This is a genomic window from Leucothrix mucor DSM 2157, from assembly GCF_000419525.1.
Lineage (GTDB): Bacteria > Pseudomonadota > Gammaproteobacteria > Thiotrichales > Thiotrichaceae > Leucothrix > Leucothrix mucor.
Genome location: NZ_ATTE01000001.1, coordinates 173,077 through 198,243, shown reverse-complemented (window position 1 = coordinate 198,243; position 25,167 = coordinate 173,077). Strand labels below are relative to the sequence as shown.

Sequence of the window (25,167 nt, the reverse complement as noted above, 5' to 3'; positions counted from 1 at the left end):
CAGTTAATTAAAAAAAACTATTCTAGCCCAAGCAGTCACTGCTATCACCCTTGGAGAAAGTCATGCCACAACCGAATATCCTGATTCTCATGGTCGATCAAATGACCGGCACCCTGCTAGACGATGCCATGATCAATCACCTGCACATTCCCAACCTGCGTAAACTGATCGACCGTGGCGTGAAATTTGATAACGCCTACACCTCCAGCCCTTTGTGCACCCCTTCTCGTGGCAGCTTTATGACTGGCATGTTGCCATCGCGTAACGGCGTGTATGACAATGCCGCCGAGTTTAAAGCCACAACCCCAAGCTTTGCGCACTACCTGCGCGACATGGGTTACCAAACCGCCCTCAGTGGCAAAATGCACTTTGTTGGCCCTGATCAGTTACACGGCTTTGAAGAGCGCTTGACCACCGATATTTACCCCGCTGACTTTGGCTGGACGCCGGATTGGGAGAACCCTCTGGAGCGTATCGACTGGTGGTATCACAACCTAAGCTCAGTCACTGAAGCCGGTGTCGCGGAGATCAGCAATCAGTTGGAATTTGATGATGATGTGGCGTATCACGCTAAGCTAAAACTCTACCAATATGCGCGCCGCCTTGATCCACGCCCTTTTGCCTTAACTGTCAGCTTCACGCATCCGCATGACCCTTATGTCTCGCGCCGCGAGTTCTGGGATTTGTATGATCACGATGCTATTCCAATGCCGGTCACTCCCACCATCCCTTATGCTGAGCAAGATGCGCACTCACAGCGCCTGTATGATGCAGTGGATTACACTAATTTTGAGGTGACCGATGCCGATATTCGCAATGCGCGCCATGGCTACTTTGCAAATATCAGCTATCTGGACGATAAAATCGGTGAGATTTTAGCGGTATTGGATCAGTGTGATTTCAGCGATAGCACCCAAATTATTCTGTGTGCTGATCACGGCGATATGCTGGGTGAACGTGGCTTATGGTACAAAATGAGTTTCTTTGAAGGCTCTAGTCGCGTGCCCTTCGTGATTACTGCGCCAGACCGATTTAAGCCAGGCTGCGTTAAAACACCAGTAGCCAATCACGATATTCTGCCAACCTTGATTGAGCTGGCGGGTGGTGACCCCACCAAACTCGTCTGTGAAATTGATGGGCGCAGTGTAGTTGGTTTGGCCTCCGGACAGGAAGATCCTGAACGCGCTGCCTACTCGGAATATTGCGCTGAAGGCTCAGTCGCTCCAATGATTATGATTCGTCGCGGGGCGTATAAGTTTAACTATTGCCCGAATGATCCAACGCAATTGTTCAATCTTGAGACTGATCCGCAAGAGTTGAATAACTTAGCGGATGATCCGGACTACACCGACCTCATAGAAGCATTCACCGAGGAAATGAATCAACGTTGGGACTTTGAACAATTCACCCGCGAAGTAAAGCTTAGTCAGGCCTGTCGAAAGCTGGTTGATTCTGCCAATCGCAAAGGCCATTTCACAGCGTGGGACTTCCAACCACAGCAAGATTCTAAAGAACGCTTTATGCGCAATCATATGGATTTGAATGTGCTGGAAGCCAATAACCGCTACCCTAAACCGAAGTAAATCAGCACGTCCCTTTGCACTATCTCTCATGTGCAAAGGGACATTCCCACGTTTTCGCTTTAAAATGGGCGCAATATCTCATTTGAGGAGGATACCGTGAGCCTGAACCGCCGAGAGTTTCTACAAATGCTTGCCGCCGCTAGTGCCGCAGGTTTCCAGCTGAATAATGCTTATGCCGGTGAGGCAATACTCAGCAGTAAGGCGGCTAACCCGTATGACCTCCCCAAGTTTGGCAATGTGTCCGTGCTGCATTACACCGACTGCCATGCGCAGTTAAATCCTATCTATTTTCGTGAACCCGGCATCAATATTGGCGTTGGCGATATGAAAGGCCGCGTGCCGCATTTGGTGGGTAAACACTACTTGGATCATTTTGGCATCGCGCCAAACTCGATGGAAGCGCACGCCTTTACCAATCTCAACTTTGCAGAAGCCGCGCAAAAATATGGCAAAGTCGGTGGCTTTGCCCACTTAAAAACCTTGGTTGATCAACTGCGCGCTAATCGCCCTGACGCTTTGTTATTAGATGGTGGCGATACTTGGCAAGGCTCCTGGACCGCTCTTAAAACCAATGCGCAAGATATGGTCGATGCCCAATTAGCATTGGGTGTGGATGTAATGACCGCGCATTGGGAAATGACCTTCGGCGCTGACCGCGTGGTTGAGATTATCGAAAATGACTTTGCCGGTAAAATTGATTTTGTCGCGCAGAACATTATCACCAATGATTTTGAAGAACCGGTATTTGAGCCTTATGTGATTAAGGAAATCAATGGCGTGCCCGTGGCCATTATCGGACAGGCTTTCCCTTACACCCCAATTGCCAACCCGCGCCACTTTGTACCGGATTGGAGCTTTGGAATTCGTGATGATCGTATGCAGGAAATGGTGGATGAAGCACGTGGCAAAGGTGCGCAGGCTGTCATTTTGCTGTCGCATAATGGTATGGATGTGGATTTGAAACTGGCCACCCGCGTAACCGGTATTGATGCGATTATGGGCGGCCATACTCACGATGGCGTGTATCAACCCGTGATCGTTGAGAACTCTGGCGGCAAAACCTTAGTCACCAATGCGGGTTCTAATGGTAAATTTTTAGGGGTACTGGATCTGGAAGTTAAAGGCGGCAAGGTCACGGATTATCGCTACAAACTGCTGCCGGTATTTTCGAATCTGATCAAAGCTGACAAAGGCATGAGTGATCTGATTGAGAAAATCCGCGCGCCGTATCAGAAAGAACTCGCTGAGGAGTTAGCGGTTTGCGATGACGTGCTGTACCGACGCGGTAACTTCAATGGCACTTTTGACCAGCTGATTTGTAATGCGCTAATGGAAGGGCTGGATGCGCCGATTGCTTTCTCTCCGGGGTTTCGCTGGGGTACTAGTGTGTTGCCCGGTCAGCCGATTACCTTTGAGCATGTTGCCGATCAGACCGCCCTCACCTACGGCACAGTAACGCGCAATTTAATGAGTGGTGAGCTGATTAAAGAAGTGCTGGAAGATGTGGCTGACAACTTGTTCAACCCAGACCCTTATTATCAGCAAGGTGGGGATATGGTGCGGGTGGGTGGTTTGCAGTTTAGCTTTGATCCGACGGCTAAAATGGGCAGTCGGGTGTCTGATATGGAATTAGATGGCAAGGCACTGGATGCTAAGAAGGAATATCCGGTGGCGGGCTGGGCAAGTGTGCAGGAGAATGTGCCGGAGAATAAGCCTATCTGGGATGTGGTGGCGGGGTATTTAAAGGATAAGAAAACGATTGGGGCGGTGGAGTTGAATGTGCCTCGGCTTAAGGGGGTGACGGGGAATCCTGGTATTGAGGGATAGGGTTAGGCTCTGTGCTTTGGTGCTCTGAATTCGCTCCGCACTTCGCAATTAAAACGGGGCACACCCAGCGTTGCTGGGGACATGCCCTTATTTAATTCCGAAGCGCGGGGCTGGTTTTTTGCCGAGCCGGTTGATTGGATAATTAACCTAGTTTTTTGTTATAGAGGCTTGAGCTGGTAGCAGACTTTGCTTGGTGATAGTTGCTGTTTTTGCTAGCGAGGTTGGTGATTCAACCTCGCTATTGATAGGACGATACAAGACGAGTCAGGCTAGCTTTGTAAGTTCTAGTGATTGATCTAATAATCTAGCTTAGAGCTATTGAGTTCTGTTTTTGCGAAGCAGAGTGAACGGCGTTAGCAGTAATACGAACCACAATGGCAAGCTACCGCCTCCTCCACCACTGTCGGCGCTTTCGATTGGCTCGCCATCTTTAGAGACTCGGAATCTTCCTTCATTGACGGCGAAGAAGATATTGTCGGAACAAGCAACCATAATTCTGGAGTTTTCGGCGATATAGTTGCCAACGGTGAGTTTGTATTCACCATTGTTGGGGATGGCTTCGCCGAGTGATGTGCCAAATGTTGCGCCATTATCTTTGGAGAGAGTGATATCGACAGCACTGCAGTTGTAGGGGGCGGCATTGGTACCTGCGACATCCCAGCGGATGGTTTGCACTTCGCCGGTTAGCCAGCTGTCACCGGTTGCAGGTTCGGTTACTTTAAATTGCTGATCGTTGGTGGCGACGATGATCTCTATGGCATCGGTTGAGACTCCACCTTTGCCATCTCGCGCGGTTAGGCGGAAGTTTAACGTGCGGTCGGTGGTTGCATAGGTTTCACCGAGGCTTTGAGTGCCTGCGACAATATCGGAGAGGTTCGGTAAATAACGCACTGGCTCATCGGATAATTGCTGCGAGCGGAACAATGGCCGCGTGCCATTATCCACCATGGAAGCGACGCCGCTTGATCGTGTGCCTAAATCCAATTCTTCCCAGATGAAAGTCAGTGGATCGTTGTCTTCATCACTGCCGCTGCCACTTAGCTTAAATGGCGTTGAGGCAGGAATGGTGTAGTCCTCGCCAGCATCGACGATTGGAATATTATTTTCCGTGGCGGTATCCACTCCACAGCTAGTGCTGGCCATGGCTGTAGCAATTTCTTCGATGGAACCCACATGGAAAAAGGCGTCGCTGTGGTCTTGTAGGTCCTGTGAGCCACAGATTCCGGCATAACCCATAATCGTCGAGCCACTGCCTGGCTCCCAAGCGGTAGTCGGGTTACGATTGTTGCCACCACAATTTAAGGTAGTACCGTTAAAGGTATGATTGGCACCCAGTTGGTGACCTAACTCATGTGCCAGAAAATCAATATAAAAGGCATCACCGGTCGGTGCTGGAGTGCCGGTTAATCCATAGCCTTTAAGCGCGTCGTCACACAACCCAAGCGCCGCAATTCCGCCATCGGTGGTATTAACGACATGGCCAATATCATAGTTGTCAGCACCGATTTCATCTGTCAGCAGAACAACATTGGCTTCAATATCATCATTAGAATTATCGAATGGGTCGGTCGCGCTATTGGTGAAGACCAGCTTGTCATTATCAGCAATCAGCTCCAAGCGCACGGATAGGTCGCGCTGGAAAACTTCATTTACTCGATTAATTGCAGTGGTAATGGCTGCCATGCCCAGCGCTTTCGTGCCGCCATTATATTGGGTGTACTCCCCTGCAGCGCTGACTGCCAAGCGATAGGTTCGAAGCGTTTCACCTAAAATCGCGCGAATGGCAATATCCGGCCGGCGCTGAAAGCTCATGTCGCTATTGCCTTGTATCACGGTATCTAACTTGCGCAGGCTGGTAGCTTTGGCATTTTTACCGAGATAACTGACGTATTGTCCGGTGTCCGTTTGCGCTTCCGGGTCAATAAACACCCATTCGCCGTCATGCTTAAACATGCCATGAAAACCCTGTGGCGTAATATCAAAACGGCCACGGTTAGCGGGATTATCGATTTGATAGGCCGAAAAGGTTTGAATGGATGGAAATTTTGCGGCCAAAGCATCGGCCATAATGGAAGAGCGTTTGAATTGGTAAGTCACCATTTCGCCGTTTGGAAGTGGCAAGGGGAGCTGCATTGAGGAGCCAACCTGCAAAGCCTCTAGCAATGCATAAGCATCCGCTGCTAAACGGCGTCCGTCAGCAGTAGACACTTTTGAAGTCGATACCACTGAGCGCGCTTGAGTCGCATCAGTACTACCAATATCCTGCCATAAATCGGTCGCAGAGCTGGCCGCTGCCGTCACGATTGAAGGAAGCCCTAGCGTTCCCATTAAACTCAGTACCAGCAACGCGCAATTACGTCTCATTAAATCCCACCAATTATCAGCCCAATACAGCCATCATATCGTATACTGCAATTCAATCAAAAGCTTATGCCAAATCCGTTTTGATTGAATACTGTCCGAACGTATGTCACGCTATGCCGATTCAGAGCTCTCAAGCCGCCACCTCATCAGGATGAAACATGAACAACAATGACGTATTACGCCGTATCCGTTACATTTTCGACTTAGATGATTCTAAAATGATCGCTACTTTCGGAAAAGCTAACCTCACTGTCACCCGCGCTGAGATCAGCGACTGGCTAAAGAAGGATGATGACGAAGCCTTTCAAGCCTGCACCGACCAGCAATTAGCAACTTTTTTAAATGGGTTTATTGTTGAAAAACGCGGCAAAAAAGATGGCCCGATGCCAGAGCCTGAGAAGCGGCTCACGAATAACATCATTCTGACTAAGCTGAAAATTGCGCTGAATTTGCAAGCGGAAGATATGCTGGAAATGCTAGCAATGACGGAAATGAAGATCAGCCCACACGAACTAAGCGCATTTTTCCGCAAACCTGCGCACAAACACTACCGCACGTGTAAAGATCAGATTTTACGGAATTTGCTGCGTGGTATGCAGATGCGCATCGTGGATAAGATTGAACCGAAAGAGCCGATTGAGCGCCCTGCACCAAAGTCTGCTGCTAAAGCTGAACCGAAGAAGGCTCCCGCTAAGAAGCCCTCAACGTTTAAATGGGGTAAAACGACCCCGACTCAGGACTGATTTACCACATCAAATCATCTGGAATTTGGAAAGCTGCGTACGGATCATCTTCTTCCGGCGCGCCGCTTTCCTGAGCTTTAGGATCATTCAGCACCACAATAAAACTCTCATCACGCTCGATAATCTTATTGGCCGCTTCTGCCGGAATCAGGTGATAAACGTCTTTTAAGCGAGCAATTGCTACCCGTCCACGCACGACCAAATCCATGTTAGCAGCCGTCATATATTGGGTTTTCACTTTATTAAAATCAGTGAAATTGTACGCCACTAAATTATCGCCCTTACCTTTGAAAATACTGTTCATTTCAATGATTTGACGAATTTGCGCAGCAACTGCCTTTTTCTCAGTTTCCTGCTTACGCTGCTCATTTAGCGCCTGACTTTTCAGACGCTGCTCTTCGCGAACTTTGTCGGCTAGTGCAGCCGCTTCATTTTCCAGCTCCACCTTATTTTTACGGTTTTTTGCTTGGGCTTTATGCTTGTCCGTTTTGATCTTCTTTGCATTTTGCGTATGCACTAAACCGGCTCCGAGGAGCTGATCCTGTAATGATCCTGCCATGATGCTATCTCCTGATTCTTTCAAACCAATTTGCTAATTTTGCAATATTTTAGCAGATCCTTAAGCAATCCATACTAATCCAATCGCTTATTGTTTCAGGAAATTCACTCGTGTCATTAAAACAGGAAATGGCTGGCCCACTGCGGCAGTCGTTACACCAAAATCGCCACCACTAAACTGGTTAGCAAACTCAGCACTGACTGGGAAACTAGCAGTTTTCAACGCGCCATCACCCAGTGTTTGTAACGTGCTTAACACACCCTCCTGGTTCATTACTTGCAACGTGGTCGATACATCGTCACGAAACACTAATTTGACCTCTAACTCACAAGGACTATCACAACGCTCAGCGACCACCTCATCATTAATATCAAAGACAAACTCATGACTGCGACGTGCGGCGTATTCATACTTTTTAGTGTCATGATCACCCGCAATTTGTGTCTCCAAATAGTTCGGTACGCTCCACATCGAGGGAAATTCACTTAAATCGACCAACTCAGCCTTATCGCCCTGCCCACCAACTTCGGTCAACCAACGACCAAACTCGCGCACCTGAACATAACGCTCACCACCGGTATCAATTTGGCAGCTGGCTAAAGATGCATTTCCAAAATCCGTCTCCTGAAATCCTTTGAGATAGTATTCGCGGATATAACGCTCACCCATGACGACAAAGGCATCCGGTGTATCGGCTCGTGTGCGGCCCACTGTTTTAGATAGATAGTTAAGTAAGTCAGGGGTGTTATGTTCACTGATGGGCAGGCTATCCATACCCGGCGTGTGTATCTGAATATAATTGCGACGCATCTGTAACGCACGCAGCGATGACATCAAAAAGCGGTAGTTATGAGTTTCCAACGGACCATGGCGAAGAATTTGATAATCCTCGGTGCCATATTCCTCATTTTCGGTTCCCCAATAGCGCCCTTGAATACTGTCGGCAAAGTCCTCATCCATGCGCAAATAACAGCTGCTGTTTGGGCCCGGTTCAAACTGCATGCCGTACACCGTATCGTTATAACTTAACCAATCTTCAATCAAGCCGTCACGATTTCCGATACCGCTGGCCATGACATAAGGCACGATTTGCTGATCCTGACCCTCGTTAATAGCATCAATTTCAGTACTGGCCACAGCCTCCAGGCCGTATTCATCATAAGCAAAGTCACCGAAATTGGTAAACGCTAACTTGTGCTCATTGCCTGCAAAAGCGCTTAGGTTGGAGTCGATGATATGGCGTACCGAATTTACAAATTGCGTGCTGCTAAAGCCTTTGCTCATGGCATGCTCTAAATCGGCTTCGGTCATCCAAAACTCGCCCCAGCCACTGTCGGCATGGAAATAATCCACCTCATCGCAGCGATCTTGAGTCACGCTGACACCATTGGTGATCGTGGTGCTGGTGTATTCATCTGGCTTGATACCTGAGTAATTTCCATCGCCAATACCAAGGTGTACACCAATAATTTGTGGATCATTGGCAAAGCGCTGGGCGAATTCTGCAACGAATTGTTGGTGTTCGCTTAGGTAGCGGGACTGCCAGAATACCGTGGAACCACCGGCATAAAACTCGAAGATCTCACGCAAACTGACGGGGGTATCGCAGCGGGAATTAACCTCAAGACGTACCAAAATGCTGTCGCCATGCGAGTAGTCTCGAATCCAGTTTTCAAACTCGCTGAAGTCATAACTGCCATCGGCTTGATACACCGCATCCCAGCGAATGGAGTAAAAGACGCTTTGGGTGTAAGGCTTATCTTCGGCCCAAGTATCACGAACTAAGCCGCCTTCAGTTGATAAGTTTGCCGATGCAGGTAAGCGCCAGTCATAACCTGGGGTTAGGCTGCCGGTGGTGACTTGGATAGTTGTTGAAGAGTCATCTGGGGATGCGGCTAATTCAGGCTCTTCAGCCGGAGTGTTATCTGTGGGTGACTCTGTTAAATCAGGTTCGTCAGTTGAGGCGCTATTATCCACTGCTTCAGTTGGGTCAGAATTCTCGGTGGTAGTAGTGTCGTCCGATACCACTGCAGACTCAGAGCTCTCACTTTCATCAGTAGATGCATCTCGTGGCACATTAGTCTGGTCGGAGCCATTAGTAGATGAGTTATCATCCGCTACTTCAGCAGATTCAGAGCTACCGCTTGAGTCACTGCTCTCTGCTACCTCGGTTTCAGTTTCCGCAACATTCCCACTAGCAAGCGTACTATCAACAGTTACTGAACCACCCGCGGAACCACCAACCACCACAACCGGCACCGCAGGAACACTAGACACCTCAGGACTCGCCGCAACACCACTCTCATTGTGGGCCGCAGTCGCGCCCACATCTGAGCCACCCGAGCTAGAGCCCGAGCCACAAGCCGTTACGGTAAAACTTAACACCAAAAAATTGGCGCACAACAGCGCACGATTTGGTCTTCCCGCGATGGAAGCATTCTTTGTTTTTAGACACATTGGCAATTATTTTTGTTGATTTAGGGGTATAGCCAATCACTATACTAGCCTGTTATCTGCCTAATGAGTACTCGACGTGTTTATTAATAAAACACTGTGAAGAGAAAAAAGACCAACGGTAAATAATTCTCAGTTTACTAACGTGATAATTGCTTAATGCCAATACACTTCGAATTTTAAGCATAATAAACAAACACTTATTCAACAACACTCAACCCGCTAATTTAATGCTTAGGCCAATGCCCATGATGCTCATCAATCACAAAGCGATGCGTATGCTGAATGGCATGGTGATGATGCGGGTGTACATGTGGCTCTACGCCATCCCACTCATAGTCGTGCGTATGCTGATGATGCGCATCGTGATAATGCGGGTGCAGGTGATCCATTTCAGGGTGATAGTGTTTTAGCGTAATCGCATCATCCGCTGGCCATAAACGGACGGCAGCCAGCAATCCAAGCAGTCCCAAAATACCTAAGCCCAATGCCGCTTGCGCAATACTTTCTGAGCCCCACCAACCAGCCAGCGGATAACACAACAGCCACATCAAATGCGACAAGGCAAAATTCGCTGAGAAAAAGGCGCTGCGATCGCCTTCGTGACAAGAGCGTGTAATTAAACGCCCGGATATGGTTAAAACAATCGCTGAAGCAAAGCCAATGCACGCCCAGAAAACTGCTAGCGCAATTACATTTAACGCCCAAATAGTGATTGGTGCTAAAGCTAGGAGCATCATGCCACCGGCAAGCAACATCAGTTTACGGTCGCTAAAATGATTTTCCAGCAACCAGGGCGTCAGTCGTGCAGCCAACATTGCACCAGCGCCAGAAGCAACCATGACCCAAACCGTCGCTTGCTCGCTTAAACCCAAATCACCCTGTACATAGGCAACGGTATCTACAATCACCACTGCACCCGTCGCAGCGACGACCAACTGCAATGCCAACAACCCTTGCAAACGTGGCGTGCGTAGATAGCCATTAATGCCATAGGTAATATTATGCAGAATGCCGCCAGCCCGCTCGCCCTGCACGGCTTTTGGAAACGCCGTTAATAACAGCAGTAATGCTGAGGCCACAAAGCTCAGCGCATTCAATAAAAACAGAGAATGATAAGTCACTAGCAGCAGCGCCACTCCCGCCAATGCAGGGCTTAGCACACGCTCCATTTCATAGGCTAAACGGGAATAGGCAAGCGCACGGGTATAAGTGGATTCATCGGGAAATACATCTGGCAGCACCGCTTGAAATACGGGCGTAAAGCCTGCCGAGAGCACATTAATCAGAAAAATAAGCAGGTATAAAATGAGCGGCTGATCTACCCAAAACAACCCGCAGACCAATAAAGCACGCCCAAGATCAAGACCAATCAACCATGTTTTACGCGGCAGCAAGTGCACCAGCCCACCAAAAATCGGCGCAAAAATGACTGAAGCCAACACCCGCGATGACCACACAATGCCAAGCACCGCAGCAGCCTCCACGCCCATCAAGTCAAATGCCAGCAAAGCCAATGCCACTTGCGTAAAGCCACTCCCAACTAACGAGGTGATTTGCGCAGCAAATAAGCGCCGAAAGCTAGCATTCTGAAACGGTGATTGTATTTCAGTGTTGACCATTGACTAAGCCCCCTGAAAATGAAAACGATGACTGCACTTCAGTATCGGACATTCTCTAAGCCCTCTGAAACGGTAATTGTTCTTAAGTGCAGGTCATTGACCAGACACGCTGAAAGGTGGTTGTACTTACGCTATTCCCTACTAACCTCAGAAGCCCAATAAAGGATATCCATTCAAACTGGCAATCAGGCTGGAATGACCTTACCCGCTTCCAGCCGAGTACGCCGAGTAACCAGCGCATCCAAAAAGCTTGGCTCATGCGAGATAATAATCATTGCCTGCGGCAGCGACTGCAGCACTTCAATTAAGCGACTACGGGCACGTGAATCCAGCGCATTCGATGGCTCATCCAGCAATAAAACTTCCGGCTGCATGGCCAGTACCGAAGCCAATGTTATTAAGCGTTTTTCCCCACCCGATAACTGATGCGTGACCCGATCCTCAAAGCCTGCCATCCCTAAACAGTCTAGCACTTCCAAAGAAAGGCGCTGCGCTTCGGCGGGTGTCTTACCTTGGTTTAACGGACCAAATGCCACGTCTTCCAATACGGTGGGGCAAAACAACTGATCATCCGGGTCTTGAAATAAAAATCCTGCTTTACTGCGCACTTCGATGAAATCCGCTTCGACTTTGCGCTCGCGTCCAAATGCGAAAATCTGACCGGCTTTGGGCTTATTCAAACCCACCAGTAGATTTAATAAAGTGGTTTTCCCCGCGCCATTGCCGCCCTCTAGCGACATGCGCTCTCCGGCAAACAAACTCAAATCAGCCTGATCTAACACCATTCCGCGAACCGGATAGCTGTATGAAATTCCTTCTGCGCGAATCAGTGCGGTCATCTAAGCGTCAATCCTATAAAGAGTGCGAGGCTGGCAAACAATGCCATAAACAGCATCAGCTGGGTATCGCGCTTTTGCCATTGCATGGTATCGAACAAGTAAAGTTTGCCACAATAGCCACGGCATTTCATGGCCGCATAAATACGCTCCGAACGCTCCAGACTGCGCACTAATAACATGCCAACCAGATAACCAAACGAACGCCAAGTGTGCCAGCTATTGCGCGGCATAAAAGCACGGGCTTTCATCGCTTTGCGCATGCGTTTGTACTCACGGCTGATCACATCTAAATAACGCACAGTAAATAGCAACAGATGCACCAGTTTTTCCGGCACCCGCAAGCGCCCTAACGCATGGCCGAGCTTACTGGCTTCCAGTGTACCCACCAAAGCCAACAACGCCAGTACCACCGCATTGGCTTTTAGCGCAATTCCAATGGCATGGATAAAACCTTCTTCGCTGGCTGCAAAGCCAAACACATAAAACAGCGGCGTGCCTGCCATGGTGAATGGCAACATAATCACCATCACCAAGACAAACATATCCATCGCAATGACCCGACGCAGAGTACGGCGCAGGTTGAGCGAAGCCATTAGCGCAAAGCCGAAAGCCAGTAGCAGGCCCAAGAATGGCAGCAATAAGTTCTTACTAAATACCACTGCCAGTGCAAAGATCAATGCCGCCAGTATTCGTGCGCGCGGGTCTAACTGATCGACTAGCCCCGGCGCATGTTCGACCTCCTGCCCTTTCCAGGAGGTCATGCTGTGCTCTAAAAACTGCGGCATTACTGTGCCCCTGTTTTACGTCGCGACGAGGCCCAAGCTGCAACCCCGAATAAACCAAAGATAAAGCCCAAACCACCGGCAATATCCCGCAACATCACTTTCTCTTTATACGCGCTAAGCTCTTTCTGTAAGGGTCGAACTTGTTGCGCCACCGCACTGCGGATCAGACTTTGCAGTTCAGCAGCTGAAATAGCCGTGCCCGCATTAGTGACTACAATGCCAGCAGCAGCCTCAACCCCATTATCAGCGACAGCCTGAGTATCAGCTCCAGCAGACTGCTTGGCAAATCCACCAGCACTAGCATTTGCTGCCTGACTCACGCCATTCGAGCCCGCCATTACATTAGCTGACACAATCTCAGTTGCAATATTCGTTGCTGCACCTTTCGCAGCTAACTTAAGCCCAGCATCCGATAACTCATCAGCTTCCAGTGTCATTTCAGCAATATGCCCAGAGCTTAAATCTGCTTTAAAGATGTGTTTCGCCACGGTTTTAGCGGTATATGTAAAGAAACCATTGTCATCAAGTTGCGTTTCGCCCAGCTTCTCGCCGGCCTCATTAAACACCTCAACCACCACACCAGACTCTGCCATCAATCCACTCGAAAAGCCGATTTCGCCCTCGATATTCATACCATCGGCATACACACCCGACACCACATTGTGCGCCGCTGCGACAGCGCTAAAGCTAAACAAAGCCCCAAGTAATACTAATCTCAACATAGTTAACTACCCCTGCGCCTGATCAAAAAAGTCAGGCTTCACCCGCTTTAACAACAACACGGTTGCCGCAGTGATCAACGCCTCAACCACCAATACCGGAATGTGACTAAAGAACACCAATTTCGCCGCCGGCATAAAGGCATCACCACTTAAGGCCAGCGAGATCGCCACCATCACCGCGGTTAGGGCAATGGCGGTAGCACCCGCTGCACCACCCCAGATCGCCGCTTGCTTAGGCGGGCAAGTCTGGAGCTTATGCCGAAATAGCAGCCACACCATGACTGCAGGCAAAGCGATATTCAGGGTATTCACACCTAATACAATCAGGCCGCCATAACCAAAGAAAATCGCCTGCAATAGCAAGGCAATAAACAAGGCGGGGAATGCCGTCCAGCCGAGCGCCAAACCAATTAGCCCATTTAAAATCAAATGCAGACTGCTTGGCCCGACCGGCACATGAATTAGCGAGGCAATAAAAAAGGTGGCACTCAAAATACCGGTTTGCGGAATGCGGTCCAAATCCATACGCCGCAAGCCATAAGCAATGCCCGCAACGGCCAATACAGCCCCGCCAATGACGACCGAGTCGGATAATGCGCCATCAACAATATGCATAAATCACTTAACCTTCTTTAGTTCGTGCGCCTGAATCCACAGCACGGCATCCTGCGACAAGGCTTTGCCCTTGTAAGTCTTTTGCTTACCAACACCCAGCGCCGCAAAGCCCCAGTAACCAGCAACCGGCACACCGAAGAAGAAGCGACCATTATCATCAGTACGCAGCGTGATGATATTCAAATTCTCGCGCGGGTATTCCACCAAAGGCTTGTCAACAAAGCCGGTATTATCCGCATTCACCTCGTGATTGATTAGTTCCACTTCCACATCAATTCCCGCTTGTGGCTCGCCATTGGCCATCACCACACCACTGAACAAACCACCGGCATACACGGCATACGGTGTTTGATCGGGAATGATCTCAGCAGGTGCATTACTCACATCACTCCAGCCTGTTGGCAAGCCGCCCACATTCACCACCGTTTTGGTGAACTGCTGAATATAGGAATCTTCACTGGTTTCCAGGTAGGGCGCAGGTACGAAATTAAACGTGTAATCGCCCATGCTTCTAAGCTTTGCTGGTGCCTGATAAGCAATCGCATCGCTTTCGGGGCCATGCCATTTTAGTGAAGTCAGTGAGGAAGTGAGGTCAGTGGTTCTGCCGCGATGCGTCACGGTGAGTGACTCTGGTGGTTGCATATCCATCATGGGGCCACCGTGCGAGGGGTGGGTAAATGGCATATTCACGGTGACAGTCCCGCCCTTTTCTTGCATGTAGTCATCAATTTGCAATAACTGGAAATGGGCTGAAGCACTTGAGCTGGCTAACACACTTAGGGCTAAGCAACTGGCAAATAACTGCGGTCGAATGTTCACGTTAATAATCTCCTTGTAGGTCCTTCAGGCGCACACGTTGGCGCCGGACACATTCATCAAGAAGGTGAGTGAAGAGGGGAATACTGCGGGGTACTAAAAAAGCGGTAACTCGCAACGGTGTGGCCCTCCGCAACACCTGTTCGGTCATCTAAGGCTGGTTCCGGACTCACGAGCACGCTCGTCTACCGTTGCGGGGGCAGTGTCGGCATTGTTAAAAACGCACCAACTTCCCATTTATCTGACACAACGCAATGCGCCTGTCAGCACCATCAGATCGCCCCGATTATGGTAGACGGGCTTCCCGAGTGTCAATCGAATCATCGTTAAATGCGAAAGAGATAGTTTTGCAATTCCCCCGCACATTGCCTACATTATGCAGCTTTAACCATGCGAAGCCTGCTGATGTCGGATACCCCTGCCTTTCCCTTTGTCGCCGTGACCGGTCAGGCACTGCTCAAACTTGCGCTCACCCTCACGGCCATTAATCCGTCGATTGGTGGCGTATTGATTAGTGGCCCGCGTGGTTCTGCAAAAACGACCTTGGCGCGCGGCTTGGCTGCCCTCCTGCCAACACCCGGTAGTTTCACCACCCTGCCACTGGGTGCCAGCGAAGAAATGCTGATCGGCACACTCAATTTGCAACAAGCGCTCAGCGATAAGCAGGTCAACTTTAACCCCGGCTTATTGGCCAAAGCACACCATGGCGTGCTGTACGTGGATGAGGTGAATTTACTGCCGGATGCGCTGGTGGATTTGCTACTCGACGTGTCCGCCAGCAAAGTGAATATTATCGAACGTGATGGCATTAGCCACCGCCACCCTGCTGACTTTTTACTGATCGGCACCATGAACCCTGATGAAGGTGAATTGCGCCCGCAGCTACAAGATCGCTTTGGTTTATCAGTTGAATTGAGCAATCAATACCGCATTGACGAGCGCATTGAAATTGTAAAACTGCGTGAGGCCTTTGATCAGAACCCTGCTGAATTTTGTGCGCAGTATGCCGAAGCTCAGCAGCAACTGATTGATCAAATCAAGCATGCTACCCAGCGCCTTAAACAAATTGATTGCCCCGACGCCATACGCCACGCAATTGCCGAGCGTAGCCATCGGGCGAATGTGGATGGGATGCGAGCGGATATTGTGTGGTATCGCGCGGCATTGGCCCATGCGGCTTGGCAAGGTCGGGATGTGATTACAGTTGCCGATTTAGATGCGGTGGAGCCATTAGTATTACAGCATCGCCGGCGTGAAGCAAACACCCCTGCACCGCCTACACCACCACCCTATTCGCGCCCACCAGAGCGTAAGCCATCGCCAAGCGCTCCAAGTAAGCCGCCGGAAACACCACCGAGCACCAAGCCGCCTGAGTCGGATTCTAAACAGCCGCCATCCAATACCGATGCGCCTTCAAACAATGGCGACTCAGGAAACGCTGATGATAACCCACCGGATAATAACGGCAGCGAAACGAGCCCCAATGATGACTCACAGGACAATCCACAAGCGGGCGACTGGGGCAGTTTAGAACCGCAACAGCAGCAATCCAACGTGCCATTAGCCATTGAATTGCCACCCGCACTGCAAGCCTTAGCGAGTAAGCGAGGCAATATCGCCGCTGGCAAGCAACGCGGACAAGCCACCGGTGGCTCACATCACACTCAAGCGGCCTCGAAACGCATCAACTGGTTTGCTTCCATCGCCAGCAGCGCCCACCATTCTGATTGGCAGTGGCGCTATCAAAAAGCACGCGGCGGTAAAGCCGTATTACACTTTATTTTGCTGGATACCTCCGGCTCAACGCTGGCGAATCAAGCCTTTGCTAAAGCTAAATCGGTGGTATTACACATCGCTCAACAAGCCTATTTAGTGCGTGAGCGGCTGGCGATTTTAGGCTTTGGAAATCAGCAAGTGCAGTTTTTATTGCCGCAGGTACGTGCGCCCAAACAATTAAGCCCGCTACTTAATCAAACCCCAGCCGGTGGTGGTACGCCAATTCGCGAAGTGCTACTCAATGCCCAGCACTATCTGCAAGGTTTATTGCGCCAAGCGCCAGACTTGAATATACAAACCTATCTGCTCACCGATGGCCGCACCACCCAATCCATTGACGGGATTCACTTGGCCGGACATTGCACGCTGATTGATACCGAGCAAGCCGCCGTAAAACGTGGCCGTGGCCGTGAAATGGCCCGTAGCTTGGGCGCAGATTATCTACCCTTAAATATCGCCGGAGTCGCCTGATGGCACCTGAAGAATCTAAACAGACTGAACAGCCAGAACAAGCAAAATCCCCGCTCGCTAAAATCATCCAGAAGGTGGCTTATCTGGTGGGAATATTGATTATCTTACTGATTGTGTGGAGCATTATTTACAGCTTATGGGCAATTTTTCGCGATCTGACCTAAGCCTTACGCTTGGTTAAAACGCCTGCCTCCACTACCGAACCTTTAGGAATACAGCATGTTAAGCCCTGAACAAAACGAACGTTATCAAGCCCGCATGAAGCGCAAAAAAGCCATTGTGGATGAGCGCATCGCCAAAGCCACCGAAGAGCGTGGCGTGTTGATTTTGCTAAAAGGCAACGGCAAAGGCAAAAGCAGCTCAGCACTTGGCACCATGGCGCGCAGCGTGGGGCATGGCAAAAAATGCGGCGTGATTCAGTTCATTAAAGGCCGCGATGTGACCGGCGAATACCTGTTTTTTAAAGACCACCCAATGATCGACTGGCATGTGATGGGGCATGGTTTCACTTGGGAAACACAAGACCACAATGAAGACACCCAAGCCGCTGAAAAAGCCTGGGCGATTGCCGTGGAAATGCTCAATAATCCAGAATATGGCCTGATCGTCTTTGATGAAATGAGCTATCCCTTAAAGTATAAAAACTTAGCGGTCGAGCCTGTGGTTGAAGCGCTGCTGGCACGCCCTGAAATGCAAAATGTAATTATCACCGGCCGCACCATGCCGGATGAACTCATTGAAATCGCCGACACCATTAGCGATGTAAAAGACGAGCGCCACGCCTTTCGTTTAGGCGTAAAAGCACAGGCAGGGATTGAATACTGAGATTGCTTCAAGACCCAGACGTCCCAGTCAGGCTCAATAGCAAACTATCAAATACAGCAACACCACGGAAATTCTAAAATGACAGCTTATTGCCCTGCTCTATTTCTAACTGCTCCGGCTTCCGGCCAAGGCAAAACCACGATTACCGCTGGCCTCTCGCGCTATTTTCGCAATCAGGGCAAAACGGTGCGCGTGTTTAAAACCGGCCCGGACTACCTCGACCCGCAAATTTTAGAGCAAGCTTCCGGCCAGCCCGTAGAGCCATTGGATTTATGGATGGCAGGCGAAGCAGACTGCAAACACAAGCTGTATCAAGCCGCTGAAGTAGCGGATTTAATCTTAATCGAAGGGGCCATGGGTATGTTTGATGGCCAGCCTTCCAGCGCAGATTTAGCGGCCACCTTTGGTATTCCCATTGCGATTGTGATGGATGTAAAAGGCATGGCGCAAACGGCGGCCGCTTTAGCCTCTGGCTTGGCTAATTTTAGGGATGACTACATGGTTGCAGGATTGATCGCCAATAACTGCGGCTCCGAGCGCCATTCACAACTCATTCGTGATGCGCTGCCAGAGAGCCTACCGCTGATTGCGGCACTGCCTCGTAATCCAGAAGTCACGCTGCCAGAGCGCCATTTAGGATTAGTACAAGCCGCTGAAATTCGTGATGAATTAGAGCTGTGCATTGAGCGAGCCGCGCAGTGGATTGAAGAGGCTGGCTTAACCACATTGCCAGAGCCTATTGCTTTTGAGTCAGCTGAAATAGCCATTCCAGAGAAGCTATTACAAGGTCGTAGAATTGGTATTGCCAAGGATGAGGCTTTCTCCTTTATCTACGCCGCCAATGTTAAATTGCTGGAAGATATGGGCGCGGAGTGTTTTTACTTTTCGCCGCTTTACGATACTGGTTTGCCCGAGGTTGATGCGCTGTGGTTCCCCGGTGGCTATCCCGAATTACACGCGGCTAAGCTTGCTGAAAATGCTTCGATGGCCTTGGCTATTCGAGAGTTTTTTGAAGCGGATAAGCCAATCCTTGCGGAGTGCGGTGGCTTTTTGTACGCCATGGAAACACTCACCGATTTAGGTGGCACGGTTTACCCCATGCTCGGCATTTTAGAAGGCCATGGCGCAATGCGTGGACGCAGTGGTTGTCAGGGGATGCAGACGGCTATTTTGCCAGAAGGAGAGGTTCGGGCACATGCGCATCATCGGTCGCGCAGTGAAGGTACACCGGAGCCGGTTGGGCATGGCCGCAGGCAAAGGCACCCTGCACCGGGTGAGGCGATTTATCGGAAACAGGGTTTGACGGCGACGTATTTGCATTTGTTTTTTCCATCGAATGCTGAGGTGGTGGCTCGGGTGTTTGCGCCCTAGTCCTTAAAGCGAAGGTATTCACTTCAGAAAGAGGTCATTTATCTTTCACTTTTTGTATATCCCTAATTTAATTAAATTTATTTATGCACTCTCATTAAAAAAATAACACGTGAAAGAAGCCAAAACAAGCTAATATTAAGTTGAAAGCCCCATAAACCACCATCAAGGAATCTAAAATGAACAGATTGATATCGAAGCTAATACTAGGTCTCCTCCTACTCATGTCCTTTAATGCTCACGCTTACGATGATAAGAGTAACACCTCTGTCTTAGGATGCGAGGCCGTTTTTCTAGAGCAAGCCTTTAACCTGAAATGGGACAGTATTCGACTTTCAAATCGTCACCCAAAAGATAGCCTATGGGTTGTGTGCCCTATCCACAGAAATGCATCAGCTACTCCAAGCGACGGCCTCAGTCTCTACATCAACTACCGTTATTCAAGCCGGACTGACTATGATACTCCCGAGTTAGCCTGTTACTTCCGTGATATCAATGAGTTTGGGACTGTTGAATATACTCAAATAATTACTGCATCTAACCCCGGGCCAGACACATCTGATTATACAGGCGTTACTATAGACTCTGATTTGCTATCGGACAGCCTCTACAACTATTGGACCATGAGCTGCAAGTTACCACCTGGTACTTCTCTTCATAGTTTCGACATTTATGAATGACCGACAGGAAGTGTCTTGATGTCGGTTATCCAATGCTCAACCAGCTTAAAAGCAATGATCATCCCAGCATGTCTATCGCTAGGTTTAGTTGTGCTCGCGATGCAACAGCAATCACATATTCGTGCTGTGGAAAAGGATCGCCAGTTAATACTGCTAAAACTCAATGATATTGAAAGCCGCAACCGCATAGTTCAATCGACAGACTTTGCACCAGCTACTTCTGACATCTTGGCGGCTCGAACCGAGAGTGCGAGCCGCCACCAACCAAGCGCCGAGTACGATAGTAAAATATCTGCCATTGAAGTGTTGTTAAGCGAAATTCAAGCACAGGTTATCGCGCTACAAGAAAACCAAAAACTCGCCACCTACAAAGAATCAGCCACCACAAACGAAGCCTCTTCTGCTGATAAAATCAGCAGAGAACAACAACAACTGATGAATAAAGAAAATACTGAAAGAAAGGAACAACTATTTGTGAATCGTATGTTGTACGAGCCCATTGACACAGATTGGGCAATGTCAACTGAGAGTAAAATTAAAGACTCATTCGATATGATACTCCCAAACACAGAGGTAGGCTCCATTGACACTCAATGTCGGTCAACTCTCTGTCAAATTACAGTGACAGCCACCCTAGCTAGTGACGAAAGCTTGTTTGAGTTTGAAAGTGAGCTATTGCTCTCGGTTGGTCAAAGCTTGCCCAACGTATTTTCATTTAAAAAGGCTGGTTCTGTTGAAACAGAGTTTGTTTTTACTTTCTACGCCTCCCCTAAATCTAGTGACATTAGCCTTAGATAGCTTACGCATCAACCCTCATAACATAACAACTACAACCGATCACAATATTTTCTCAATTGCTTACCTGTATTTGTGTGAAACCCGAAACACACGAAACAGGTATTTCATCTTAACGTTACATATAACAATGCACCCCATCGGAGTGCATTGCCATGTTCTCTACCTCGCTAAATCACGCTAAACATACTGCTTCAAACGAACAATAAACTCGCGCCATTCAGCCATGACTTCTTCTTTAAATGGCCCCAGCTTTCCCGGCGTTAGCTCCGCCTCCGGAAACAACTCATCCAAATGCTCAACCATCTCGTGCTGGCGCTTTTCCCGCACAGCCCGCGCCGCTGACTCCAACTCATCCAACACCCCGCGAGTTTCGACTATCTTGGCTTCTAATTGTGCCAATTTATCCTGAGTAATCATCATGCTGCCACCCCTTAATTCTTATCAATTCGTTGCAAAAATCAGCATACCCGGTGCCAAGAAAAACACGCCGAGTATATAGCCTAAAGCAATACTCTTGCGCTCCGCCGCGACCTCGGCCAGCTTTTCAGCAAGATAAGGCGGTATCCCTCGCAGGAATGGCAAGCCGTAAATCACCAGCACGCCCAGCACGTTGTAAACCAAATGCACAAAGGCAATTTGCAGCGCAAACACACTGTTATCGCCACTCACCGCTGTTGCAGCCAGTAGCGCAGTTATGCAGGTTCCGATATTCGCGCCCAAGGTAAACGGATAAATATCCCGCACGGTAAATACGCCAGAGCCCACCAATGGCACCATCAAACTCGTGGTGGTTGATGACGATTGAACCAGCACTGTCACCACGGTGCCAGAAGCAATACCACTGACAGGACCGCGACCAATTGCGTTATGCAGAATTTGTTTAGCGCGGCCAACCATCAGCAGTTTCATCAACTTACCGATGTAGGTAATCGAGATGAAAATCAGCGCAATACCGCCCAAGATAACCAGCACACCAGAGGTCCATTCCGGCAAGCCTAAAGTGGCTTGTACGCCGTAAGCGACATCTTTAGATAGATTTACAACTGGCGCAGTGAGCGGCTTGATAAAGTTCAGCCCACTCATACTGACCGAGGCATCGCTGACAAACAAATGCGCCATCACATCGCCGGCTTTTTCCAACAAGCCAAAGGCAATTTCCAAAGGTAGGAAGATGACCACACTCAGCAAATTGAAAAAGTCATGCACCGTGGCTGCAGCGAATGCCTGACGGAATTCTTTTTTGCTGCGCACATGGCCCAAGCTCACCAGCGTGTTGGTAATACTGGTGCCGATATTTGCCCCCATAATCATTGGCACGGCGACTGCAACCGGCAAACCACCTGCCACTAAACCCACGATAATCGAGGTTACGGTACTGGAGGATTGAATTAATGCGGTTGCCACCGTACCAATCACTAAGCCAGCGAATGGGTTGGAGGCAAAGTCGAAGAGCGTTTTTGCCTGATCGCCCGCTGCCGCTTTAAAACCCGAGCCGATCATGGAGACGGCCACTAACAAAAGATAAACCAGCCCGGCCACCATCACCCACTTTAGCCAGTGAGCGCTCTGCTGCTGATCCGCGCCATCCATAGTTTGCGATACGTTTGTCATAATGAATTCCAAAAAATAAGTGGCTGGAGTGTAACGGGCTAAAATGACAGTTTTATTTCAGCCACCGGCCTACTTTGGCTAAGCCTCTTTAACTAGGCTAATTTCGCGAAATTGGGTGGCACGTAAGGCAAACAATGCCGACTCTTTACAAAGGCTACATAATTCCCCCATATTGATTCGATAAACTGAGTCAAATCATAGGCACCCACAGTAGGAGCAATACTCATGAACCAGCACGCGTTAAAAGGATGTTCACTCATTTTCGGCACATTATTGTTAAGCGCCACGGCCCTTGCCGACGAGACTAGTTTTACAAAAGGTGCAGCCACCAAAGTCACCAATGCGGGACTACTGGATTGTGGTGCTCGCTCACGAATCAGCGCCATGGGTGAAATCACCTCAGAAGATGGCAAAGTCTGGACCGTACCGGCTGCAAACAACTTTCAAACCGCACCCAAAGCCACCGATCTGTTCAATGAATGTGGTGGGCAAGAACTGGATTCCGTTGCCGATTTGAAGCTACAGGATGTACCCGTCGCGGATGCGGGCGGCGAGGAAGTCTTTACGGCTTACCTATTTGCCGATAACTATTTTGAGCTGTATGTGAATGGCAAATTGATCGCAGTTGATCCGGTTCCGTTTACGCCATTTAACTCAAATGTAGTGCGCTTTAAAGCCGAGCGCCCGTTGTCGATTGCAGTCAAAATGATCGACTGGGAAGAAACCTTGGGATTGGGTATGGAGAACAATCGAGGCACCAAGCTTCACGCGGGTGATGGTGGCCTTGTGGCACAGTTTCAGGATGCCAGTGGCAAAACCATTGCGATCACCGATGCCAACTGGAAAGCGCAAACCTTTTATACCGCACCGATTGTGGATCGCAGCTGCTTAGTGATTGATGGCGCAGTGCGTGATAGTTCGGCCTGCGATAAGCAAACCATCAAAGATGCCGCCAGCACTTCAGCCGCGCATTGGGCCCTGCCTGAAGATTGGATGCAACCAAGCTTTGATGACAGTAGCTGGCCTGCTGCCGTGACATATACCAACAACACCGTGGGCGTGGATAATAAAAAGTCATATACCAACTTTGTTGAATTATTTGATGCGAAAGACGCCGATGCCGAGTTTATTTGGTCTTCAAATTTGGTGTTGGATAACTTGGTATTGCTGCGGACTGTGATCGAATAAATTTAAGCGAGTCGTTGGTGGTTTTGGTGTCGGTATTCACTCGGTGTTTGCGGACGCCAACGCCCCCAAGTGCGTCGCAAGCTTCTTTCGGCACTAAAGCCACAACGCTCGGCAATGTCATCCAGCGACAAGCTCGTTTGCTCCAATAAGCGCTGTGCGAGTTCTAATTTCGCCAGCTGCAAGTAATCCTGCAAGCTATGGCCGGTTGCGCTTTGAAATACTCGGCGCAACTGGCGCTCGCTTAAATGCACTCTCTCAGCAAGCTCAGTCACCGTCCACGGATGCCCTGGCGACGCCATTACCAAATCCTGTAAACAATGCACCCGCGACTGCATGTGATTGCGATGCTGCAACCAAAAGCTCAGCTGCACTTCATGGCCGGAACGACGCTGATACAACACCAAATCTCGAGCAATCGAGGTCGCAAGTTCTTGGCCCCAGCACTCAGAGACCAAGTGCAAACACAAGTCCATCCCCGTGGTAATGCCGGCACTGGTCCAGATATCGCCATCGGAAACAAAAATACAGTCCTCCTGCACTCTGGCTTTTGGCGCGATGGTTTTGAGATGAGGAATTAAATCGTGATGCGTGGTGCAGCGTTTTCCATTCAATAAACCAGCCTGTGCCGCGAGTAAAGTACCGGAACAAATACCTGCCATCAGGCCGCATTGTGTAACCACCTGTTTTAGCCAATGCGTGGCCGCTTGAGAAGCTGGCTCATCCAAATACTTATACAAAAATCCGCTGCCGATAATCAGCACCCAATCATTCGCATCAATATATTCTGGCAGTGGCGAGAGCTGGCTGAGGTGCAAGCCTTGATGGGAATTCACTTCCGGCTCAGGCGCGATGTAATGTATCGCCACCTCACCGGCAAATGCTTCATGCGCAAAAATCTGCGCGGGTGCAGCCAAGTCCAGCAGATGCACCCGAGGTAGTACCAGCAGGTAAATATTACGCGGCTTGATCATAGTCATCGACCATGCGAATGGTGGCAAAGCGTCCGCTCAAGACTAAGGCCGTGTGTGATTTAATCGCCTCTGCGCTCACCATTTCGCCGGTTAATGGGTGCTTCATTGGGAAAGTCAGCGTGGTGTCTAATACGTAATCCACCTCATAACCCATATCGCTGCCAACTCGGGTCGTTGTTTCGCAGCATTGCTCGGTGCGAATGCCGCTGATGACTAATTTATTGATACCCTGCGCTTGTAGCCATTCGTGCAAGCCGCTTTCCAATAAGGCATTGTGAACATGTTTATTGAAGATTGGCTCATTGGCCTTAGGCTCCAGAAAACTCATCAAACGGACAAAACCGGACTCAGGAGAAAACACACCTGCTGATTCGTTATGTAGGACATAAACGACTTGCCAATCATTCGCTCTGGCATGGTTGATTAGGCGGGTTTGCTTTTCCGCGTAGGGTTTGAATTCGGTATCTGTCCAGTAATCTCTTTGTAGGAAAGAGTCCTGAACGTCGATGACTAGTAAGGCTGTTTTGCTCATGTCGGTAGTTCCTCAGTG

Annotated in this window: 22 protein-coding genes and 1 riboswitch; of the genes, 9 read left to right on the top strand and 13 right to left on the bottom strand. The window is 49.4% G+C overall.

All coding sequences use genetic code 11. The features are described 5' to 3' along the window. Positions 1–62: 62 nt before the first annotated feature. Complete coding sequence (gene betC, locus LEUMU_RS0100965; RefSeq protein ID WP_022950405.1) at positions 63–1,583, top strand: choline-sulfatase; 1,521 nt, start codon at positions 63–65, stop codon at positions 1,581–1,583. A 96-nt stretch (positions 1,584–1,679) separates the two neighbouring features. Beyond that, complete coding sequence (gene soxB, locus LEUMU_RS0100960; RefSeq protein ID WP_022950404.1) at positions 1,680–3,410, top strand: thiosulfohydrolase SoxB; 1,731 nt, start codon at positions 1,680–1,682, stop codon at positions 3,408–3,410. Positions 3,411–3,725: 315 nt separating this feature from the next. On the opposite strand, the gene LEUMU_RS24045 is transcribed toward soxB, so the two are convergent. Beyond that, a complete protein-coding gene (locus tag LEUMU_RS24045) occupies positions 3,726–5,774 on the bottom strand; it encodes a reprolysin-like metallopeptidase (protein ID WP_084707995.1) in 2,049 nt (682 codons plus the stop codon). Positions 5,775–5,932: 158 nt separating this feature from the next. On the opposite strand from LEUMU_RS24045, the gene LEUMU_RS24040 reads away from it, so the two are divergent. After that, positions 5,933–6,517 carry a YehS family protein gene (locus LEUMU_RS24040; RefSeq protein WP_022950402.1) on the top strand — a complete coding sequence of 195 codons (585 nt, stop codon included), beginning with the start codon at positions 5,933–5,935 and terminating at the stop codon, positions 6,515–6,517. A gap of 1 nt (position 6,518) precedes the next feature. Here the strand turns inward: LEUMU_RS24040 and LEUMU_RS0100945 are convergent, their stop codons facing one another. From LEUMU_RS0100945 to LEUMU_RS0100910, 8 genes are all read right to left on the bottom strand, one after another. Then, a complete protein-coding gene (locus LEUMU_RS0100945; protein WP_022950401.1) occupies positions 6,519–7,076 on the bottom strand; it encodes a DUF2058 domain-containing protein in 558 nt (185 codons plus the stop codon). Between the two features lie 87 nt (positions 7,077–7,163). Next, positions 7,164–9,533, bottom strand: coding sequence for a hypothetical protein (locus tag LEUMU_RS0100940; protein WP_022950400.1), 2,370 nt, complete (start codon positions 9,531–9,533; stop codon positions 7,164–7,166). Between the two features lie 224 nt (positions 9,534–9,757). Continuing rightward, on the bottom strand, positions 9,758–11,152 hold the full coding sequence (locus LEUMU_RS0100935) for an MFS transporter (protein WP_022950399.1): 1,395 nt from the start codon (positions 11,150–11,152) through the stop codon (positions 9,758–9,760). Positions 11,153–11,337: 185 nt separating this feature from the next. After that, on the bottom strand, positions 11,338–11,991 hold the full coding sequence (locus LEUMU_RS0100930) for an energy-coupling factor ABC transporter ATP-binding protein (RefSeq protein ID WP_022950398.1): 654 nt from the start codon (positions 11,989–11,991) through the stop codon (positions 11,338–11,340). Next, positions 11,988–12,776, bottom strand: coding sequence for a cobalt ECF transporter T component CbiQ (cbiQ, locus tag LEUMU_RS0100925; protein WP_022950397.1), 789 nt, complete (start codon positions 12,774–12,776; stop codon positions 11,988–11,990). The genes LEUMU_RS0100930 and cbiQ overlap by 4 nt, the downstream gene beginning before the upstream one ends. Continuing rightward, positions 12,776–13,498: a hypothetical protein gene (locus tag LEUMU_RS27625; protein WP_022950396.1), complete on the bottom strand. Its 723-nt coding sequence runs from the start codon at positions 13,496–13,498 to the stop codon at positions 12,776–12,778. The genes cbiQ and LEUMU_RS27625 overlap by 1 nt, the downstream gene beginning before the upstream one ends. Positions 13,499–13,504: 6 nt before the next feature. Then, positions 13,505–14,113 carry a cobalt transporter CbiM gene (gene cbiM / locus LEUMU_RS0100915; protein WP_022950395.1) on the bottom strand — a complete coding sequence of 203 codons (609 nt, stop codon included), beginning with the start codon at positions 14,111–14,113 and terminating at the stop codon, positions 13,505–13,507. Positions 14,114–14,116: 3 nt separating this feature from the next. After that, the gene (locus LEUMU_RS0100910) at positions 14,117–14,932 is read right to left on the bottom strand and encodes a DUF4198 domain-containing protein (RefSeq protein WP_022950394.1); all 816 of its coding nucleotides are present in this window, start codon (positions 14,930–14,932) and stop codon (positions 14,117–14,119) included. A gap of 135 nt (positions 14,933–15,067) precedes the next feature. Further along, a riboswitch (cobalamin riboswitch) is annotated at positions 15,068–15,219 on the bottom strand. Positions 15,220–15,334: 115 nt separating this feature from the next. Here LEUMU_RS0100910 and LEUMU_RS0100905 point away from each other — a divergent pair. The 5 genes from LEUMU_RS0100905 to LEUMU_RS0100880 all read left to right on the top strand — a co-directional run bounded on the left by LEUMU_RS0100905 (position 15,335) and on the right by LEUMU_RS0100880 (position 20,847). Next, positions 15,335–17,176: an ATP-binding protein gene (locus tag LEUMU_RS0100905; RefSeq protein WP_040504034.1), complete on the top strand. Its 1,842-nt coding sequence runs from the start codon at positions 15,335–15,337 to the stop codon at positions 17,174–17,176. Next, positions 17,176–17,340, top strand: a complete 165-nt coding sequence (locus LEUMU_RS28710; protein WP_022950392.1) for a hypothetical protein — start codon at positions 17,176–17,178, stop codon at positions 17,338–17,340. The genes LEUMU_RS0100905 and LEUMU_RS28710 overlap by 1 nt, the downstream gene beginning before the upstream one ends. Before the next feature lie 55 nt (positions 17,341–17,395). Continuing rightward, positions 17,396–18,001, top strand: coding sequence for a cob(I)yrinic acid a,c-diamide adenosyltransferase (cobO, locus tag LEUMU_RS0100895; RefSeq protein ID WP_022950391.1), 606 nt, complete (start codon positions 17,396–17,398; stop codon positions 17,999–18,001). Positions 18,002–18,079: 78 nt separating this feature from the next. Further along, positions 18,080–19,372: a cobyrinic acid a,c-diamide synthase CobB gene (locus tag LEUMU_RS0100890; protein WP_022950390.1), complete on the top strand. Its 1,293-nt coding sequence runs from the start codon at positions 18,080–18,082 to the stop codon at positions 19,370–19,372. 695 nt (positions 19,373–20,067) lie between these two features. Further along, the gene (locus LEUMU_RS0100880) at positions 20,068–20,847 is read left to right on the top strand and encodes a hypothetical protein (protein ID WP_022950388.1); all 780 of its coding nucleotides are present in this window, start codon (positions 20,068–20,070) and stop codon (positions 20,845–20,847) included. A 177-nt stretch (positions 20,848–21,024) separates the two neighbouring features. Here the strand turns inward: LEUMU_RS0100880 and LEUMU_RS0100875 are convergent, their stop codons facing one another. Together LEUMU_RS0100875 and LEUMU_RS0100870 are read right to left on the bottom strand one after the other, a co-directional pair. Next, positions 21,025–21,267, bottom strand: coding sequence for a hypothetical protein (locus LEUMU_RS0100875; protein ID WP_022950387.1), 243 nt, complete (start codon positions 21,265–21,267; stop codon positions 21,025–21,027). Positions 21,268–21,288: 21 nt separating this feature from the next. Further along, a complete protein-coding gene (locus LEUMU_RS0100870; RefSeq protein ID WP_022950386.1) occupies positions 21,289–22,458 on the bottom strand; it encodes a Na/Pi symporter in 1,170 nt (389 codons plus the stop codon). Between the two features lie 225 nt (positions 22,459–22,683). Here LEUMU_RS0100870 and LEUMU_RS0100865 point away from each other — a divergent pair, with 225 nt between their 5' ends. Further along, a complete protein-coding gene (locus tag LEUMU_RS0100865; RefSeq protein ID WP_022950385.1) occupies positions 22,684–23,646 on the top strand; it encodes a hypothetical protein in 963 nt (320 codons plus the stop codon). Between the two features lie 2 nt (positions 23,647–23,648). On the opposite strand, the gene LEUMU_RS0100860 is transcribed toward LEUMU_RS0100865, so the two are convergent. Beyond that, positions 23,649–24,617 (bottom strand): GlxA family transcriptional regulator, encoded by a 969-nt coding sequence (locus LEUMU_RS0100860; RefSeq protein WP_022950384.1) that lies wholly within the window; start codon positions 24,615–24,617, stop codon positions 23,649–23,651. Then, on the bottom strand, positions 24,601–25,149 hold the full coding sequence (locus LEUMU_RS0100855) for an isochorismatase family protein (protein ID WP_022950383.1): 549 nt from the start codon (positions 25,147–25,149) through the stop codon (positions 24,601–24,603). The genes LEUMU_RS0100860 and LEUMU_RS0100855 overlap by 17 nt, the downstream gene beginning before the upstream one ends. Positions 25,150–25,167: the final 18 nt, after the last annotated feature.